Source organism: Caballeronia sp. NK8 (assembly GCF_018408855.1).
Classification (GTDB): Bacteria; Pseudomonadota; Gammaproteobacteria; order Burkholderiales; family Burkholderiaceae; genus Caballeronia.
Genome location: NZ_AP024322.1, coordinates 1988744 through 2006733 on the forward strand (window position 1 = coordinate 1988744; position 17990 = coordinate 2006733).

The 17990-nt window shown below is 64.0% G+C and carries 15 protein-coding genes; 7 read left to right on the plus strand and 8 right to left on the minus strand.

What is annotated here, in order from left to right; all coding sequences use genetic code 11:
• Positions 1–224 precede the first annotated feature (224 nt).
• The 7 genes from NK8_RS09505 (at position 225) to iolB (ending at position 9045) form a co-directional block, all read left to right on the plus strand.
• Positions 225–1277, plus strand: a complete 1053-nt coding sequence (locus NK8_RS09505) for a sugar ABC transporter substrate-binding protein (protein WP_213226166.1) — start codon at positions 225–227, stop codon at positions 1275–1277.
• A gap of 142 nt (positions 1278–1419) precedes the next feature.
• Positions 1420–2586 carry an ABC transporter permease gene (locus NK8_RS09510; RefSeq protein WP_162065978.1) on the plus strand — a complete coding sequence of 389 codons (1167 nt, stop codon included), beginning with the start codon at positions 1420–1422 and terminating at the stop codon, positions 2584–2586.
• Positions 2587–2599: 13 nt separating this feature from the next.
• Positions 2600–3388, plus strand: coding sequence for an ATP-binding cassette domain-containing protein (locus tag NK8_RS09515; RefSeq protein WP_162065979.1), 789 nt, complete (start codon positions 2600–2602; stop codon positions 3386–3388).
• A 10-nt stretch (positions 3389–3398) separates the two neighbouring features.
• Entirely contained in the window at positions 3399–5393 is a 1995-nt protein-coding gene (gene iolC / locus NK8_RS09520) for a 5-dehydro-2-deoxygluconokinase (RefSeq protein WP_213226167.1), read from the plus strand.
• Complete coding sequence (iolD, locus tag NK8_RS09525; RefSeq protein ID WP_213226168.1) at positions 5390–7270, plus strand: 3D-(3,5/4)-trihydroxycyclohexane-1,2-dione acylhydrolase (decyclizing); 1881 nt, start codon at positions 5390–5392, stop codon at positions 7268–7270. Before iolC ends, iolD begins: the two co-directional genes overlap by 4 nt.
• A gap of 63 nt (positions 7271–7333) precedes the next feature.
• On the plus strand, positions 7334–8236 hold the full coding sequence (gene iolE, locus NK8_RS09530; protein WP_213226169.1) for a myo-inosose-2 dehydratase: 903 nt from the start codon (positions 7334–7336) through the stop codon (positions 8234–8236).
• Entirely contained in the window at positions 8233–9045 is an 813-nt protein-coding gene (gene iolB / locus NK8_RS09535; RefSeq protein ID WP_213226170.1) for a 5-deoxy-glucuronate isomerase, read from the plus strand. The genes iolE and iolB overlap by 4 nt, the downstream gene beginning before the upstream one ends.
• Positions 9046–9697: 652 nt before the next feature.
• Here the strand turns inward: iolB and NK8_RS09540 are convergent.
• The 8 genes from NK8_RS09540 to alaS form a co-directional block, all read right to left on the minus strand.
• Entirely contained in the window at positions 9698–10396 is a 699-nt protein-coding gene (locus NK8_RS09540) for an ABC transporter ATP-binding protein (RefSeq protein ID WP_213226171.1), read from the minus strand.
• Positions 10393–11133, minus strand: coding sequence for an ABC transporter ATP-binding protein (locus tag NK8_RS09545; RefSeq protein WP_213226172.1), 741 nt, complete (start codon positions 11131–11133; stop codon positions 10393–10395). The genes NK8_RS09540 and NK8_RS09545 overlap by 4 nt, the downstream gene beginning before the upstream one ends.
• Positions 11130–12209 (minus strand): branched-chain amino acid ABC transporter permease, encoded by a 1080-nt coding sequence (locus NK8_RS09550; RefSeq protein WP_213226173.1) that lies wholly within the window; start codon positions 12207–12209, stop codon positions 11130–11132. The genes NK8_RS09545 and NK8_RS09550 overlap by 4 nt, the downstream gene beginning before the upstream one ends.
• Positions 12202–13083 (minus strand): branched-chain amino acid ABC transporter permease, encoded by an 882-nt coding sequence (locus NK8_RS09555; protein WP_301549874.1) that lies wholly within the window; start codon positions 13081–13083, stop codon positions 12202–12204. The genes NK8_RS09550 and NK8_RS09555 overlap by 8 nt, the downstream gene beginning before the upstream one ends.
• Before the next feature lie 70 nt (positions 13084–13153).
• Positions 13154–13591: a thioesterase family protein gene (locus NK8_RS09560; RefSeq protein WP_162065988.1), complete on the minus strand. Its 438-nt coding sequence runs from the start codon at positions 13589–13591 to the stop codon at positions 13154–13156.
• Between the two features lie 141 nt (positions 13592–13732).
• Positions 13733–14767, minus strand: coding sequence for a low specificity L-threonine aldolase (locus tag NK8_RS09565; RefSeq protein ID WP_213228588.1), 1035 nt, complete (start codon positions 14765–14767; stop codon positions 13733–13735).
• 148 nt (positions 14768–14915) lie between these two features.
• Positions 14916–15152, minus strand: coding sequence for a hypothetical protein (locus NK8_RS09570; protein ID WP_162065989.1), 237 nt, complete (start codon positions 15150–15152; stop codon positions 14916–14918).
• A gap of 123 nt (positions 15153–15275) precedes the next feature.
• The gene (gene alaS, locus NK8_RS09575) at positions 15276–17900 is read right to left on the minus strand and encodes an alanine--tRNA ligase (protein ID WP_213226175.1); all 2625 of its coding nucleotides are present in this window, start codon (positions 17898–17900) and stop codon (positions 15276–15278) included.
• Positions 17901–17990: the final 90 nt, after the last annotated feature.

Below are 17990 nucleotides of genomic sequence, written 5' to 3' on the forward strand. Positions count from 1 at the left end.
GGTGGCTCAGTGTGCGCGCTCCGATGACGAGCGCCGTGGAACCGATTATAGAAACGCGGCAAGCAAATTGGAATGTATTTTCCATTTGTCGCACACATAAAATTTCTATTGCAGACCACCAAAAACTGACCTACTCTTGGTCCTGAGCACGACACCGCCACGACCCGTACGGTGCCGGCTCGCGAAAACATCACACCAAACAACAACCGAGATAGGTGGAGACAATGACCATTTGCAACGGTCGGGCCGCGCTGCGCGCGCTGGTGGCTGCTGCTGCGTTGTGCAGTGCGGCATTGATCACAGGGAGCCCCGCGCACGCGGCGCCCGACGCGAAGTTCGTGCTGATCAGCCACGCGCCCGACTCGGATTCGTGGTGGAACGTGATCAAGAACGCCATCAAGCAGGCCGACGAAGACTTCAACGTGCAAACCGACTACCGCAATCCGCCCAACGGGGATATCGCGGACATGTCGCGTCTGATCGAGCAGGCCGCCGCGCGCAATTACGACGGCGTCATCACCACCATCGCGGACTTCGATGTCCTGAAGAGCTCGATCAACAAGGTCACCGCGAAGAAGATTCCGCTCGTGACGATCAACTCCGGCACGGAAGAGCAAAGCGCGCAACTGAACGCGATCATGCATGTCGGCCAGCCGGAATATGTCGCGGGCAACGAGGCCGGCAAGAAGGCCAAGGCCGCGGGCGTGAAGTCGTTCCTCTGCGTGAACCACATCGCGACCAACACGGTGTCGTTCGATCGCTGCAAGGGCTTCGCGGATGCGCTCGGTATCGACTACAAGGCATCGACTATCGACTCCGGCCAGGATCCGACGGAAATTCAGTCGAAGGTCTCGGCCTATCTGCGCAACCATCCGGACACGCAGGCGATTCTCACGCTCGGACCGACGCCCGCCTCGGCGACGATCAAGGCCGTCACGCAGATGGGCCTGCAAAACAAGCTCTATTTCGTGACCTTCGACTTCTCCGACGATATCGCGAAGGCCATCAAGGACGGCACGATCAAGTTCGCGATCGACCAGCAGCCGTATCTCCAAGGCTATATCCCGGTGGCCGTGCTTTCGATCGTGAAGAAGGAGCACACGACCGATCCCGCGAAGATCCGCCAGCTCCTCGAAGCGAATCCGAAGTTCAAGGCACGCCTGGAAACCTACGGATTGCAGCCGTCGTACGGACCGAAGAACATCCGCTCGGGCCCGGGTTTCATCACTCAGGAAAATCTCGACAAGGTCGTGAAGTACGCGGGTCAATATCGCTGATCCCGGCCTGACCTGCTTCGGGCGACAACGCTAGCGCCGCCCGCTTTTATCAGCCTTCAACGTCGCTTGCTGCGTCCCTTCGCGGACGCGGCGGGGACGCGCGCATCGGTACTACATCGAATTCAAGTCTCAAGGAGCCATCATGGGCGTAGCCGGCAAGCACTTTCCTCCTCACGTGAACCCTCAGCAGGACAACGCCGAGGCACCTGACCAGGCAAAGCCCTCGGATGAGCGCGTGCGCCAGCAATCGTGGTTCGGCCATCTGTTGAATCGCCCGGAATTCGCGGCGATTTCCGGCACCGTGCTCGTGTTTCTGGTGTTCGGCTTCAGCGCCGGTTCGTCGGGCATGTTCGCGCTCGACGGCGTGATGAACTGGTCGCAGGTCGCCGCCTATCTCGGCCTGCTCGCGGTCGGCGCGTGTCTCTTGATGATCGCGGGCGAGTTCGACCTGTCGATCGGCTCGATGATCGGCTTCGCGGGCATGATGGTCGCGCTGCCCGCGGTCTACTTCCACTGGCCGATCTCGCTGTCGATCCTGTTCGCCTTCGGCACGTCGATGCTGCTCGGTGCGCTGAACGGCTATCTCGTGATGAAGACGCGCCTGCCCTCGTTCATCGTCACGCTCGCATTCCTGTTCATCCTGCGCGGCCTGACGCTTGCGCTGTCGATCATGTTCGCGGACCGCACCATCATCTCCGGCGTCGGCGATCTCGCGCAGAACGATCCGATCGCCAACACGCTCTTTCATGGCGTCGCGTTCCACGGCCTGTTCACCTGGCTCGCGCACATGGGCATCGGCAAATTGCTGGACAGCGGCCAGCCGCTCGTGCCGGGCATTCCGAAGGTCATCATCTGGTGGTTCGTGCTCGCGGCGATCTGCGCGTTCGTGCTCGCCAAGACGCGCTACGGCAACTGGATTCTCGCGGTCGGCGGCGACGCCAATGCCGCGAAGAATGTCGGCGTGCCGGTCAAGCGCGTGAAGATTTCGCTGTTCGTGCTGACCGCGTTCTGCTCGTGCCTGTTCGCCGTGCTGCAGGTGTGCGATATCGGTTCGGCCGCGGCCGACCGTGGTCTGCAAAAGGAATTCGAAGCGATCATCGCGGCGGTCATCGGCGGCACCTTGTTGACGGGCGGTTATGGCTCGGTGGTCGGCGCGTGCTTCGGCGCGCTGATCTTCGGCGTCGTGCAGATCGGCATCACTTATACCAACGTGAGTTCGGACTGGTTCCGCGTGTTCCTCGGCGTGATGCTGCTGCTCGCCGTGCTCTTCAACCACTACGTGCGCCGCCGCGTCTCGCAAGCTCAATAAGAGGAGAACCGACATGAACGACGACAACATCCTCGCGCTCGAGAACGTCAGCAAGTTTTTCGGCAAGGTGATCGCGCTGAACGGAGTCACCTTGCGGCTGAAACGCGGCGAAGTGCATTGCCTGCTCGGCGATAACGGCGCGGGCAAGTCCACGCTCATCAAGACGCTGGCGGGCGTGCATGCGCCCTCTTCCGGCGACTATCTCGTCGATGGCGAGCCGGTGCATTTCGACTCGCCGAAAGAAGCGCTCGATCTCGGCATTGCGACCGTGTATCAGGATCTCGCGCTCGTGCCCTTGCTGTCGGTCGCGCGCAACTTCTTCATGGGCCGCGAGCCGCAGAAGAAACGCTTCGGACTCTTCAGCGTGATGGATCTCGATCTCGCGGCCGTCACCTCGCGAAACAAGCTCGCGGAAATGGGCATCAACGTGCGCGATCCGCATCAGCCGATCGGCACGATGTCCGGCGGCGAGAAGCAATGCCTCGCGATCGCCCGCGCGATTCACTTCGGCGCGCGCGTGCTGATTCTCGACGAACCGACCGCCGCGCTCGGCGTGAAGCAGAGCTTCAACGTGCTCAAGCTCATCCACAAGGCGCGCGAAAAAGGCATCTCGGTGATCTTCATCACGCACAACGTGCACCACGCGTATCCGATCGGCGATTCGTTCACGCTGCTCAATCGCGGCCGCTCGATGGGCACTTACACGAAGGACACCATCAGCAAGAACGAAGTGCTCGACATGATGGCGGGCGGCGCCGAAATGCAGCAAATGATGAGCGAACTCGAAGGCGCGACGATCTGAGGACTTCACAATGACACAACACACGCACTCCCGCTTTGCGCCGGATCGCCCGCTCGACATCATCTGCCTCGGACGGATCGCCGTCGATCTGTATGCGCAGCAGGTCGGCGCGCGGCTCGAAGACGTGGCCACGTTCGCAAAGTATCTCGGCGGCTCGTCGGCGAACATCGCGTTCGGTTGCGCGCGGCTGGGCCTGAAATCGTCGATGCTCGCGCGCGTCGGCAATGATCACATGGGGCGCTTTCTCACCGAAACGCTCGAACGCGAAGGCTGCGACACGAGCCGTCTGCGCATCGATCGCGAGCGGCTCACCGGACTCGTGCTGCTCGGACTCGAAGACCGCGACACCTTTCCGCTCGTGTTCTATCGCGAGAACTGCGCGGACATGGCCGTCGACGAAAGCGATTTCGATGAAGCGTATATCGCGTCATCGAAGGCGTTGCTCATCACTGGCACGCACTTCTCGACCGAGCAGGTGAACCGCACGAGCCGGCGCGCGCTGGATCATGCGCGACGCAACGACGTACGCACGATTCTCGACATCGACTATCGGCCCGTGTTGTGGGGCTTGACGGGCAAGGCGGACGGCGAGACGCGTTTCATCGCGAATGAAGGCGTAACCGCGCACTTGCAGCGCATCCTGCCGTTGATCGATCTCGTCATCGGCACCGAAGAAGAGTTTCGTATCGCGGGCGGCAAGGACCATCTGATCGATGCGCTCGCGATGGTCCGCAAGGTTACGAGCGCGACGCTCGTCGTGAAGCGCGGGCCGCTCGGCTGCTCGATCATCGAGGGCGCGGTGCCCGCTTCCATCGACGATGCGCCGATTCACGGCGGCGTCGAAGTGGACGTGCTCAACGTGCTCGGCGCGGGCGACGCATTCGCGTCCGGCTTCCTGTCGGGATGGCTGCGCGACGCGCCGCTCGAAGCCTGTGCGCAGACGGCGAACGCATGCGGCGCGCTGGTCGTGTCGCGTCACGGCTGCGCGCCCGCGATGCCCACGCCCGCCGAACTCGATTACTTCCTCGACGCCGCGCGCCAAGACCCCGTACGCATGCGCCGCCCGGACCGCGACGCGACGCTTGCGCGGCTGCATCGTGTGAGCCCGAACCGCACGCAATGGAATGAAGTGCTCGGCTTCGCCTTCGATCATCGCAACCAGTTCTTCGATCTGGCGCAGCAAACGGGCGCGAGCGAGGCGCGCATATCGACCTTGAAGAATCTGTTCGTCGAAGCCGTCGCGCAGACGCAGGAGGAACTCGGACTCGCAGGACGCATCGGCGTGCTGGTCGATGATCGATACGGTCAGGACGCGTTGAACGCCGCGACCGGGCGAGGCTGGTGGATCGGACGGCCGGTCGAGTTGCCCGGCTCGTTGCCGCTCGTGTTCGATCATGGCCGCTCGATCGGCACGACGCTGACGCAATGGCCGCGCGAACACGTCGCGAAATGTCTCGTGCAATATCACCCCGATCATCCGCACGACGTGCGTCTCGAACAGGAAGCGCAACTGCGCGCGCTCTACGACGCCGTGCAGGAAAGCGGTAACGAACTGCTGCTCGAAGTGATCGTGCCCAAGAACGGTCCGCCCGTCGATGACGACACTGTGCATCGCGCGTTGAAGCGTCTTTATAACCTCGGCATCTACCCGGAATGGTGGAAGCTCGAAGCGATGAGCACCGAACAATGGCACGCGATCGACGCGCTGATCGCGGAGCGCGATCCGTATTGCCGCGGCGTCGTGCTGCTCGGACTGTCGGCTGGCGTCGAGCAGTTGCGCGACGGCTTCAAGGCGGCGGCATCGTCGAAGACATGCCGGGGCTTCACGGTCGGGCGCACGATCTTTCATGAGCCGAGCCATGCATGGCTCGCCAACGAGATCGACGACAAAGAGCTGATCGCACGCGTGCGCCGCACGTTCGAAGCCTTGATCGGCGCGTGGCGCGATGCGCGTTCCGCCTCGCACGTGGAAAACCATCAGGTCAAACAGGAGCAGGCCGCATGAACCAGCGTGCAACGCAAACTGAAACTGCCGTGAGTTCCACGATTCGATTGACCACGGCGCAGGCTGTCGTGCGCTATCTCGCAGCGCTGCGTACCGAACACGGCGAGCCGCTGTTCGGCGGCGTCTTCGCGATCTTCGGGCACGGCAACGTCGCGGGCCTCGGCGAGGCGCTGTATCGGCATCGCGATGTATTGCCGACCTATCGCGCGCACAACGAGCAGGCGATGGCGCATAGTGCGATCGCGTACGCGAAGGCGCATATGCGGCGGCGCATGATGGCCGTGACGACCTCCATCGGGCCGGGTGCGACCAACCTCGTGACGGCGGCCGCGCTCGCGCATGTCAATCGCTTGCCGGTGTTGCTGCTGCCGGGCGATATCTTCGTCTCGCGCGCGCCGGACCCGGTACTGCAGCAAGTCGAGGACAGTCACGATGGCGGCGTGTCCGCCAACGATGCGTTGAAGGCGGTGTCGCGCTATTTCGATCGCATCGTGCATCCCGCGCAATTGTTGAGCGCGTTGCCGCGCGCGATCCGCGTGCTCACCGATGCGGCCTTGTGCGGCCCCGTCACGCTCGCGCTGCCGCAGGACGTGCAGGCGATGGCGTTCGACTACCCTGCTTCGTTCTTCGAGCCGCGCGTCGTCGAGTTTCACGCGCCCGCGCCAATTGCGAGCGAGATCGAGCGCGCGGCGACGATGCTGCGTGAGGCGCGCGAGCCGTTGATCATAGCGGGCGGCGGCTTGCTGTACGGCCTTGCGACCGATACGTTGCGCGGTTTCGCGCACAAGCACGGCATTCCGGTGGCGGAAACGCAGGCGGGCAAAGGCGCCTTTGCATGGGACGATGCGTTGAACGTCGGCGGCATCGGCGTGACGGGCGCATCGGCTGCGAACGAACTCGCGCATGCGAGCGATTGCGTGCTGGCTGTCGGCACGCGTCTGCAGGATTTCACGACCGGATCGAACACGCTCTTCACGCAGGCGCGGCTCATTGCGATCAACGCCAATCCGTTCGATGCGCTGAAGCAGGACGCCGTCGCCGTGCAGGCCGATGCGCGTCTCGCGCTCGCTGCGCTGTCCGAAGCGCTGGGCGACTGGCGCGCATCGCCGCAATGGACGACGCGTTCGCATCGGCTCGCGAACGACTGGCGCGAGACTGTCGCGCATGTGACGAACACGCCTGTTGCCGATGGCCTTCTGCCGCGCGAAGCCGATGTCATCGGCGCAGTGCAGCGCTCCGACGATGCTTCGGCCGCGAACGACATCGTCGTGTGTGCGGCCGGCACGCTGCCCGCCGACTTGCAGAAGCTGTGGCGCACGGGAAAGCCGGGCGGCTATCACGTCGAATACGGCTATTCGTGCATGGGCTATGAGATCGCGGGCGGTCTCGGCGTGAAGCTCGCGCGGCCCGAGCGCGAGGTGATCGTGATCGTCGGCGACGGCAGCTATCTGATGATGAATAGTGAACTCGCGACCTCCGTCATGCTCGGCGCGAAGGTGATCGTGGTGCTGCTCGACAATCGCGGGTTCGGTTGCATCAACCGGTTGCAGCAGGCGTGTGGCGGCGCGCCGTTCAACAATCTCATCGACGATTGCAAGCAAGGCGCGCATGGTGCGCCGCAGATCGATTTCGCGATGCATGCGCGATCGCTGGGCGCCTTGTCGGAGCATGTGGCCAACGTGGACGAACTTCAGGCCGCGATGAAGCGCGCGCGCGGCGCGGATCGTAGTTATCTGATCTCGATCGATACTGATCCTGCGAGGCCGACTGAGGAAGGTGGATGGTGGTGGGAAGTTGCCGTGCCCGAGGTGTCAGACCGCGCGGCGGTGGTCGTGGCTCGTGGGGAGTATGAACGGGCTATCGAAGCTCGAGGCTGAGGTGGCTCTGCCTTTCCATGGATTTCACAAAAGCAGGCGCGTAACGTAAAACAGGACCCACCGATGCCACTGAATGTCCGCATAGGAATCAACCCACTGTCGTGGATGAACGACGACCTCCCGTCCCTCGGCGGCGAGACGCCTTTGTCTAAAGCACTGACGGAGGGAAAACAGATAGGTTATGAAGGCTTCGAACTGGGCAACAAGTTCCCGCGCGAACCACAAGCGCTTAAAACCTTGCTCGCGCAATACGATCTGGCGCTGGTCTCCGGCTGGTACTCCGGCAGGCTCGCAGAACGCAGCGCGGAAGATGAAATCGAAGCCGTAGCCCCTCACCTCGACCTGCTCGCGAAAAACGGCGCAACCGCGATGGTCTACGGCGAAGTAGCCCATTCGATCCAGGGCGCTCCAAAGCCGCTCTACCAACGTCCGCGCTTCTTCTCCGATGCACAGTGGAATGAATACGCCGACCGCCTGAACCGCTTCGCCGACTTCACGCTCTCGCGCGGCGTGCGCGTGGCCTATCATCATCACATGGGCGCGTATGTCGAAACGCCTGCGGATGTCGATCGCCTGATGGCCCTGACGAACGATGCAGTCGGACTGCTGTTCGACGCGGGTCACATCACCTTCGCGGGCGGCGACGCGCTGACTGTGCTGCAGAAGCACATCGCGCGCGTGTGCCATGTGCATTGCAAGGACGTGCGCCCGGACATCGTGAAGCTCGCACGCAACCGCAACTGGAGCTTTCTCGATGCGGTCATCAACGGCGCGTTCACCGTGCCGGGGGATGGCGCAGTCGACTATCCGGGCATCATCGCGTGTCTCGCGAAGCACGATTACGATGGCTGGCTCGTCGTGGAAGCCGAGCAGGACCCGGTGATCGCGCCGAGCTATGCCTATGCCGACAAGGGCTATCGCACCCTGCGCGCACTCGTCGACGGAACCTTCAAGGAGGCAGCATGAGTCTGCTAGTGAAAGCATCGCGCGAAGGACAAACCATTGCGCGTGTCACGCCCGAATCGGCGTGCTGGAAGCATGTCGGCTTCGCGGCGTACCGGCTCGATGCGGGCGATGTCGTGCACGTGTACGACGCGGATCGCGAGAGCTGCATCGTCGTGTTGACGGGCACGGTGAGCGTCGAAGCGGGCGACGAGCACTATCAGTCGATCGGCTCGCGCGACAGCGTCTTCGAGGACGCCGCGCCGTATGCGGTCTACGTGCCGCCGAAGCTCGCCGCGATCGTGCGTGCGGAGCGCGATGCGCAGATCGGCGTGGCGAGCGCGCCCGCCAAGGGCGAATATCCGCCGCGTCTGATCGAGCCTTCGCAGATGAAGCGCTCGACGCGCGGCAGGGACGCGAATACGCGCTACGTATGCGATATTCTTCCGCAGACCGAAGCGGCGGAGTCGCTGCTCGTCGTCGAAGTACGCACGCCGGGCGGGCACGCGTCGAGCTATCCGCCGCACAAGCACGACAAGGACAATGTGCCCGTCGAGAGTTCGCTCGAAGAGACGTACTACCATCGGTTGAATCCGCCGCAAGGTTTCGCGTTCCAGCGCGTCTACACCGACGAGCGCGATCTCGACGAGACGATGGCCGTCGAAGATCACGATGTCGTGATGGTGCCGCGTGGGTATCATCCGGTCGTAGTGCCGTATGGCTACGATAACTACTATCTCAACGTGATGGCAGGCAACAAGCGCACGTGGCACTTCAAGAACGATCCGAAGCATGAGTGGATCGTGGAGCGGGATAGCAAGGCTTCGACCTAGAGGGTTTTCGGCAGGATTATCGCCGGATCCCGTGTTCGTGTCGGTCTATTAGCACTGCCCCTGTGCGGGGCGGCACCTACTTTCTTTGCTGCTGCAAAGAAAGTAGGCAAAGAAAGCAGCTCGAGACGCCCGCGGTCACACGCAATTTGGGTGTTCTTCTCCTCGCTCGTGGCCTCTGTAGCGAGTGCCCTCGTAGGCCTAACCGGGCTTGGACCGCGCACGGTCTGACGAGCTAGTTCTTATCGTGCGCTGGTTCAGCACGAAATAGCTTCGGCACAGCGCTGCGCGCTGCCGTTGGGTATGCAAGGGAAACCGACGAGAAAAGAGAAACGCAGAAGCACACGCAGACCCGATTGACCCATCGGCCGCGAAGCGGGATGGAGCCATTTCGTGCTGAACCAGCCACGCGAGCGGTGCGATATGTCAGACCGTGCGCGGTCCAAGCCCGGTTAGGCCTACGAGGGCACTCGCTACTGCTGTGCCAAGACCGATCGCCTGTGCCGCGGCCGGCGTGAAGTACTTTGGATGGGGATAGCTGTTTCTTTGGTTACTTTCTTTGCAGCAGCAAAGAAAGTGACTGCCGCCCCGCACAGGGGCAACGCTAATAAACCAACACCCTAACGGGATCCGGCGACAAGATACATAACACGCTCTAACCTATCGAAAGCCAATCACGCATGACGCGCTCGTCCGCCGCGAGCGCCCCCATCGCCCCATCGAACTGAATCGCCCCGTGCCCCATCACCGCGACGCGCGCATCGAGCCTGCGCGCGATCGTCAAGCGCTCTTCGATCAGCAGCATCGCGACGCCGCGTTCGCGCAGCGTCGCGAGACACGCGGCGACTTGCGCAAGCACTTGCGGCGCAAGCCCCTCGCCGGGTTCGTCGATGACGACGAGCGACGGATCGCCCGCCAGCGTGCGCGCGAGCGCGAGCATCTGCTGTTCGCCGCCCGATAGCGCGCCCGCTCTCACCGACGCGCGTTCTTCAAGCACGGGAAACAATCGATACGCATCGCGCAGCGAAAAGCGCGAGCCCTTTCTCTCACCGAGCACGAGGTTTTCTCGCACCGTGAGCGCGGGAAACACGTCACGCGTTTCAGGCACATAGCCGATCCCCAACCGCGCGATGCGATGCGGCCGCAAACCGACGAGCGCGACATCCCGATAGCGCATCTCGCCCGCGCACCGCACGAGGCCCATGATGGCCTTCGCGAGCGTCGATCGTCCCGAGCCATTGCGGCCGACGAGCGCAACCGCTTCGCCTTCGGCGATGCAAAGATTCACGCCATGCAGCACCTGCGCCGCGCCATACCACGCACGCAAATCCTCGATCCGCAGTTGCGCGCTCATGACGCCGCCCCGCCGAGATACGCTTCCCGCACGTCCCGATTCGCACGGATCGCGGCGGGCGCATCGGTGGCGATCACGCGCCCTTTCAGGAGCACCGAAATGCGGTCCGCGAGATCGAATACGGCATCCATGTCATGCTCGATCACGAGCAGCGTGCGGCCTTGCGTCGTCGCGCGAATCAACGCGAGCGCGCGCGTCGCCTCCGCGCGATTCATGCCGGCGGTGGGTTCGTCGAGCAGGATCAGCGGCGCATCGGTGGCGAGCGCGATGCCGAGATCGAGCGCGCGCTGCTCCGCATAGGTCAGGCGCGCGGCGGGTTCATCCGCGCGCGCGGCAAGCCCGATGGCAACGAGCATCGCGTGCGCGCGTTCGTCGATTCTTCGCGACGGCAGCCATCGGTCGATGAGGCGCGACGACGCTGCACCCAGCGCCGCGCAGCGCAGGTTATCGAGCACGGAAAGTCCGCCGAATACGCTTGTCGTCTGGAAGCTGCGCGCAAGCGAACGGGAGACGCGCTGCGGCGCCCTGCCCGTGATATCGATTCCGTTCGCGACGATGCGTCCGTCATCCGGCCGCGCGCGCCCCGAGATCAGATCGAAGAGCGTGGACTTGCCCGCGCCGTTCGGACCGATGAGCGCGTGCCGCTCGCCCTGCGCGACGTGCAGATCGACGCCCCGCAACACGCGCGTCGCGCCGAAGCGTTTGACGATGCCGTGCAGTTCGAGCGCGGCGTTCATCGCGCGGTCCTCGTGCTTCGCGCGAGCCACAGGCCCAGCAACGCGCACGGCACGGCGATCAGCCACGCACGCGCATCGTTTCGTCCGGCATAGAGCGCTTCGACCGACACGACGACCGCGGCGCTCCAGACCATCGCGCTGAACGCGCCGATGCAGAGCGTTCGCATATCGCGTCGAAGCAAACCCGCGACGCCTTGCGGCGCGGCGATCACGACCCACATGAAAAAGAGCCCGAGATACATCGGCCACGCGGCGCTCACGCTCGCCACCGCGACGCTGAAGAACGTCAGCAGCACCGCGCCGATCACCGGCCCGAAGAATGTCCCCGCGCCGCCGATCACCGTCGCGACGAGCACGCTCGTCGAACGCGCCAGCCCCACGCTTTCCGACGACACCAGTTCGACGTTGATCAGCGCCAGCACGCCCGCGATGCCCGCGAAGAGCGCCGACACGACGAGCATCGTGAAGCGCACGCGACGCGGCGCGAAGCCGATTGACGCGGCGCGCGCGGGATTGTCGCGCACGGCGTTGGCGAGGCGGCACATCGGCGTGCGCGAAAACGCGAACATCGCGAGCGCCGATGCAACACACCAGCACGCGATCAGCACATAAGCCTCGCGCGAGGGCCCGAAGGTCCACGCGAAGAGCGGCGGTCCGCTCGCGCGATCGATCGTCACGCCGCCCTCGCCGCCGAACCAGCCGGGCACGAGCCACACGCACGCGGCGACCAGTTCGCCGATGCCGAGCGTGATCATCGCGAACGACGTGCTCGCGCGCTGCGTCGAGATCGCGCCGAAGACGATGGCGGCCAGCATCGCGACGAATCCGCCGATCAATGGCAACAGCGGCAACGGCACGCCGAAGCGATTGAACGCATGCGCTGCGGCGAATGCGCCGAGACCCGAATACACGGCGTGGCCGAACGAGAGCAAACCGGTTTCGCCGAGCAACAAGTTGTAGGAGAGCGCGAACACAATGAGCGTCGCAGTCTGCGCGAAGTACGCGAGCAACCACGATTGATCGGAGAAGAGCGGCGGCAGCGCGAGCGCGGCAATGAGCACGAGAAATCTAGGCATCGCGCGTGCGCTCGCCGAAAAGCCCGCGTGGACGCGCGGCCAGCATCGCGACGAGCACGAGATAGGGCAGCACGGGCGCGAGTTGCGCAACCGTCAGCGCGCTCCACGCGAGCGGCAGCGTCACGCCGAACGCTGCGGCGATGCTGCCCGCCGACGCGCTCGCTCCCACCGCGAAGGTCTGCACGCAACCGATCAGAAGCGACGCGACGAGCGCACCGCCCAGCGACCCGAGCCCGCCGATCACGACGACGACGAACACGATCGGGCCCATCGCATCGGCCATCGCGGGTTCGATGACGGCGAGCGGCGCGCCGATCACGCCACCGAGCGCGGCGAGCGCGGTTCCGACGCCGAAGACGGTCGTGAATACGCACGGCACGTCATGGCCGAGCGTTTCGACGGTAGCGGGATGCGTAAGCGCCGCGCGCACGACGAGGCCCGTTTTCGATGTGCGCAAGACGAGCCAGAGCGCGCCGAGCATAAGGATGGCGATCGACATCATGAACACGCGATAGCGCGCGAACGACGCGCCGTACAGCGTGAAGAGCGGACCGTCGAGCACGCGTGGAATCGTCGCGGGCAACGGCCCGAGTCCCCAAAAGAGTTTCACGCCCTCGCCGATCACGATGGCCGCGCCGAACGTGAGCAGCATCTCCGCGAGCGCGCCGCGCGCATGCACGCGTCTCAGCAAGTATCGCTCGAACAACGCGCCCACGATGCCGACGACCACCGGCGCGACGATCAACGCAAACCAGAAACCGCCACGCGCGGCGAGCGCCTGCCCGACGTACGCGCCAAGCATATAGAAACTCGCGTGCGCGAAGTTGAGCACGCCGAGCATCGAGAAAATCAGCGTCAGGCCCGCCGACAACATGAAGAGCAGCAATCCCACGCTCACGCCGTTGAGCAGACTCACGCAGAACCACTGGAGCAAGACGCGACCCTCAGCCGGTGATGAGCGGCTTCAGCGCATCGACGAGCGGCGCGGGCAGCGGCACTGGCCTGCGCGTCACGCGATCCACGTAGACATGCACGAAATGCCCTTGCGCGGCGGCGACGTCCGAGCCTTGCGTGAAGATCGCCACTTCATAGCGCACGCTCGTGTTACCGAGCTTCTCGACGCGCAAACCCGCCTCGATCGGTTCGGGAAACACGACCGGCGCAAAGAAATTGCAGCGCGTCTCGACGACCAGGCCGATGGTTTCACCCTCATTGAAATCGAGCACGCCCGCGCGCAGCAGATACTCGTTCACGACCGTGTCGAAATAGCTGTAATAGACGACGTTGTTGATGTGCCCATAGACATCGTTGTCCGACCAGCGCGTGCTGATCGCGAGAAAGTGCGCGTAGTCCGCGCGCCGCGTGGGTACGGGTTTGGTCATTCAGAGCGACTCCGTCAGCATGCGCCGATAATCCTCCGCGCTCGCCTCGCGCGGATTCGTCTTGTGGCAATGATCCGCGAGCGCGCCTTGGAAGGTGTGCGGGCATGTTAGGAGCGGCGCGGCGAGCGTGTCAATCGGGGTTCAGCGCGGTTCGCAAAGCGCGCGCACCTCGTCGGTGAAGCGCTCGACGGTTTCCTGCTTCGTGTCCCACGCGCACATCAGACGGCAGCCGCCCGAGCCGATGAACTGGTAGAAGCGCCAGCCCTTCGCGCGCAGCGCCGCCGCGACGTGCGCCGGCAGCTCGGCGAATACCGCGTTCGATTCGGGCTTGAAAAGCAGACTCACGCCGGGAATCCCGACGAGGCGTTCGGCCATCAGCCGCGCCATCGCGTTGGCGTGGCGCGCGTTGCGCAGCCACACGTCGTTGTCGAGCAGGCCGAGCCACGGCGCGGAGATGAAGCGCATCTTCGATGCGAGCTGCCCCGCCTGCTTCAGGCGATACGCGAAATCGGCGGCGAGCGCCTTGTCGAAAAACACGACCGCTTCACCCACCGGCAAGCCGTTTTTCGTGCCGCCGAAGCACAGCACGTCGACGCCCGCGCGCCATGTGATCTCCGACGGATGCACGTTCAGTGTCGCGACCGCGTTGGCGAAACGCGCGCCATCCATGTGCACTTTCAGATGCCGGCGTTTGGCGATCGCCGCGATCGCGCGAATTTCCTCGACGGTGTACACGGTGCCGACTTCCGTCGCCTGTGTGAGCGCGACGACCTTCGGCTTCGGATAGTGGATGTCCGCGCGCTTCGTGACGAGTTCCTCGATGGCGTCGGGCGTGAGCTTGCCGTTCTCGCCCTTCGCAGTGAGCAGTTTCGAGCCGCCGGAGAAGAACTCGGGGCCGCCGCATTCATCGGTTTCGATATGCGCGAGTTCGTGGCAGATCACCGAGTGATAGGACTGGCAAAGCGAGGCGAGCGCGAGCGAATTCGCGGCCGTGCCGTTGAAGACGAAGAAGACTTCGCAATCGGTCTGGAAGAGATCGCGGATGCGGTCGCAGACTTGCGCGGTCCACGAGTCGTCGCCGTAAGCGGGTTCGTGGCCGCTCGTGTTGGAGTTGATGAGCGCTTGCAGCGCTTCAGGGCAGATGCCTGCGTAGTTGTCGGAGGCGAAGTGCTGGATCGGGTCCGTGGGCGCTGTCATGGGATCGCTGTGATGGCCTGTCGTGAACGAGGCGCGCGCGACGGTGTAGCGCCGCGCGGCCGGCAATCCGGCCATTCTAGCGGCTCGGACCGGCGCGCGTGGTGGCGTCGCCGGCCCGCCCGAACGGCTACTTGCTGTCAGGCGCGCTCGCCGCGTTGGCCTGTTGCGCCTTCTTGTCCTTCTTGCTGGCTTCGTGATGGCCGATCGCGCAGCCGCCCACCGCGCCCGCCGTGCCGTGCTTGCCCGCAACGTGCCCCGCCACGCCGCCGACCGCCGCGCCCTCGATGCAGCCCTTCGCCTGCGCGACGCCGGTCGCGGCGAGCATCGCCGAAGTCAGTACGATCATTGCGATTTTGCGATTCATGATGCATCTCCCCTTTCTGGTTGAAATGCTGGGAGCGTTGCACGCGGTGTGCCTGACAGGCTGTAAAGAAAAACGGCCCGATCCGAAGAGATCGAGCCGTTTCCTCGAAGGACGAACGAACGATTAAAGCTGCTGCTGAACCCAGCCCGTCACGCCCGCGAGCGCAGCCGGCAGATTGGCCGGCTCGGTGCCGCCCGCCTGCGCCATGTCCGGACGACCGCCGCCCTTGCCGCCGACCTGCTGCGCGACGAAGTTGACGAGCTCGCCCGCCTTCACCTTCTTCGACGCATCCGCCGTCACGCCGGCGATCAGGCTGACCTTGCCGCCATCCACCGATGCGAGCACGATCGCCGCGCTCTTGAGCTTGTCCTTCAGCTTGTCGACGGTTTCGCGCAGCGTCTTCACGTCCGCGCCTTCCAGTTGCGCGGCGAGCACGTGCACGCCGGAGACATCGACGGCTTGCGACACGAGTTCATCGCCCTGGCTCGCTGCGAGCTTCGACTTCAACGCGCCGAGTTCCTTCTCCAGCGACTTCACATGCTCCTGAACCTGCGCGATACGCTGCGTGAGTTCCGCAGGCTGCGCCTTCAGCACGCCCGCCGCCGCGTTGATGCGTTGATCCAGCTCCTGCACGTAACGCACGGCGTTGTCGCCGGTGATCGCTTCGACGCGGCGAATGCCCGCCGCGACGCCGCCTTCCATCACGATCTTGAAGAAGCCGATATCGCCGGTGCGCTGTACGTGCGTGCCGCCGCACAGCTCGCGCGAAAAGCCCAGATCGAGCACGCGCACGGTGTCGCCGTACTTCTCGCCGAACAGCGCCATCGCGCCGCCCTTCACCGCATCGTCGTAAGACATCACGCGCACCACGCCCGGCGCATTCGCGATGATCTCGTTGTTCACGATCTGCTCGACGCGGCGGATGTCGTCATCCGTCATCGGTGCGTTGTGGGCGAAGTCGAAGCGCGTCTTGTCGGCATCGACGAGCGAGCCTTTCTGCTGCACGTGGCCGCCGAGCACTTCGCGCAGCGCCTTGTGCATCAAATGCGTGGCCGAGTGATTGCGCGCGGTGCGGGCGCGGCGAATGCCATCGATTTCCGCCTTCACGACATCGCCGACCTTGAGCGTGCCCTGCTCGACCGTGCCGTGATGACCGACGACATCGGCCTGCACCTTCAAGGTATCCGCGACGGCGAAGCGCACGTTCGCGTTCGCGAGCACGCCCTGATCGCCGACCTGACCACCCGATTCCGCATAGAACGGCGTGTGATCGAGCACGACGACCGCCTGCTGGCCGTCCTTCGCTTCCTTCACCGATGCGCCTTCGACATACAGCGCGAGGATTTTCGCGTCGTCGAAGATTTCCTTCTCGTAGCCGTGGAAAGTCGACTTCGCGCCCGAGTATTCGAGGCCCGCCGCGATCTTGAACTTGCCCGCCGCGCGCGCCTGATCGCGCTGACGCGCCATCGCGTCGTCGAAGGCGGGTTCGTCGACGGTCACGCCGCGCTCGCGGCACACGTCCGCCGTGAGATCGAGCGGGAAGCCGTAGGTGTCGTGCAGCTTGAACGCGAGTTCGCCGTCCAGTTGCTTGACGTTCTTCTTTTCCAGATCCGCGAGTTCGCCTTCGAGAATCGACATGCCGTGTTCGATGGTCTCGAAGAAGCGCTCTTCTTCCTGACGCAGCACGTCAGTCACGCGTTGCTGGGCATCCGTGAGTTCCGGATACGCCGCGCCCATTTCCGCGACGAGATCCGCCACCAGCTTGTGGAAGAACGCGCCCTTCTTGCCGAGCTTGTAGCCGTGACGGATCGCGCGGCGCACGATGCGGCGCAGCACGTAGCCGCGGCCTTCGTTGCCGGGGATCACGCCATCGACGATCAGGAACGAGCACGCGCGGATGTGATCGGCGATCACCTTCAGCGAGTTGTTTTCCAGATCGGCGGTATTCGTTTCGCGGCCCGCAGCCTTGATGAGCGTCTGGAACAGATCGATCTCGTAGTTGCTGTGGACGTGCTGCAGCACGGCGGCGAGACGTTCGAGGCCCATGCCGGTATCGACGCACTGCTTGGGCAGCGGCGTCATGTTGCCTTGGGCGTCGCGGTTGAACTGCATGAACACGAGATTCCAGATCTCGATGAAGCGGTCGCCGTCTTCCTCAGGAGACCCCGGCGGGCCGCCCCAGATTTCCGGGCCGTGATCGTAGAACACTTCCGAGCACGGGCCGCACGGGCCGGTGTCGGCCATCTGCCAGAAATTGTCCGACGCGTAACGCGCGCCCTTGTTGTCGCCGATGCGGATGATGCGCTCGACCGGCACGCCGATTTCCTTTGCCCAGATGTCGAAGGCTTCGTCGTCTTCCTTGTAGACGGTGACCGTGAGCTTTTCTGCCGGCAGGTTGTACACCTTGGTCAGCAGTTCCCAGCAATAGTGGATCGCGTCGCGCTTGAAGTAATCGCCGAACGAGAAGTTGCCGAGCATCTCGAAGAACGTGTGATGGCGCGCGGTGTAGCCGACGTTCTCCAGATCGTTGTGCTTGCCGCCCGCGCGCACGCTGCGCTGTGCGGTGGTCGCGCGCGAGTACGGACGCGATTCGCTGCCCAGGAACACGTCCTTGAACTGGACCATGCCCGAGTTGGTGAAGAGCAGCGTCGGATCGTTGCCGGGCACGAGGCTCGACGAACGGACGATCGTATGGCCCTTCGATTCGAAAAACTTCAGGAATTTCTCGCGTATTTCGGCGGCTTTCATGGCGTACGGGGCGTGTCTTCGGTTCTTTGATGGTGCCCGCGGGCGGCTCGCGACGAGTCTGGGCCGGCGTGGCAAGGGTGATTGTCGATT